General features: G+C 62.8%; 3 protein-coding genes. All 3 read right to left on the reverse strand.

The window, feature by feature from the left end:
- Entirely contained in the window at nucleotides 1-129 is a 129-nt protein-coding gene (locus tag K4G67_RS17815; protein ID WP_239807433.1) for a hypothetical protein, read from the reverse strand.
- A complete protein-coding gene (locus tag K4G67_RS16960) occupies nucleotides 114-473 on the reverse strand; it encodes a hypothetical protein (RefSeq protein WP_239807434.1) in 360 nt (119 codons plus the stop codon). The genes K4G67_RS17815 and K4G67_RS16960 overlap by 16 nt, the downstream gene beginning before the upstream one ends.
- Before the next feature lie 158 nt (nucleotides 474-631).
- Nucleotides 632-802, reverse strand: coding sequence for a transposase (locus K4G67_RS16965; protein ID WP_239807435.1), 171 nt, complete (start codon nucleotides 800-802; stop codon nucleotides 632-634).
- Nucleotides 803-874: the final 72 nt, after the last annotated feature.

Genomic DNA, 874 nt, shown 5'->3' on the forward strand with positions numbered 1-874 from the left:
CTAGGTCGTTTTGACAGAAGACTTCAGCCATAGGCGGGCGGCGACGAGGTAGAGAAAGCTCTCGAAGGAGAGGGCGGTCTTGTCGTAGCGAGTGGCGAACCGGCGCTGTTGCTTCAGCTTTCCGAACATGCTCTCGACGCGGTCCCGGTAGCGGCGATAGTCGGGATGTTGGGGAACCTTGCGGTTCGAGCGAGGCGGGATGATCGGCAGGATACCCGAATGAGCAGGCTTTCGCGGAAGCGATCATCGTCGTAGCCCGTGTCCGCCAGCAAAGCTTCGGGCGCGGCGACGGAAATCGACATTGGCGGCTCGGCAACGGTGTAATCGGAGGCCTCGCCGGTCAGGATGAAGCCGAGAGGCAGCCCCTCATTGTCACGGCGGGCCGGGTGTGCATCGGGAGCTTGCTCGTAGCCGCCGCGTGATCGACCGGGAGCGTTCGCACAAGCCCCCTTTTCCGCCCGCTGCCGAGACATGGCCGCGAACGCTGGTCTGCCGATCATGTGCTGCCAGTCGTCGGTCGGGCCCAGATCGACCAGCGTTTGCAGGAGAGCATCCCAGACACCCTGTTCTGCCCAGCGCCGGAACCGGACATAGATCGAGTTCCGATTGCCGTGTCGCTCGTGGATGTATGCTATGCACAGCTTCGCTTCCGCGCCAGGGGGCAGCCGCCCCGCAGCGCGTGGAGCATGCCATTGAGAAAGCGCCGGTTATGGCCTGCAGGAGGCGCCCACCGGCCTTGCTCAGGCGGCAGCAGCGGCCCGATCAGTTCCCATTCCGCATCCGACAAATCCCCGCGACCCATGACTGGCCCTCAAAAAGCAGGCTCGAATCACAACCAAGCAAATTTGCCAATTCCTTTTGTCAACACGGCCTA

Source organism: Croceicoccus hydrothermalis, assembly GCF_022378335.1.
GTDB classification, from domain to species: domain Bacteria; phylum Pseudomonadota; class Alphaproteobacteria; order Sphingomonadales; family Sphingomonadaceae; genus Croceicoccus; species Croceicoccus hydrothermalis.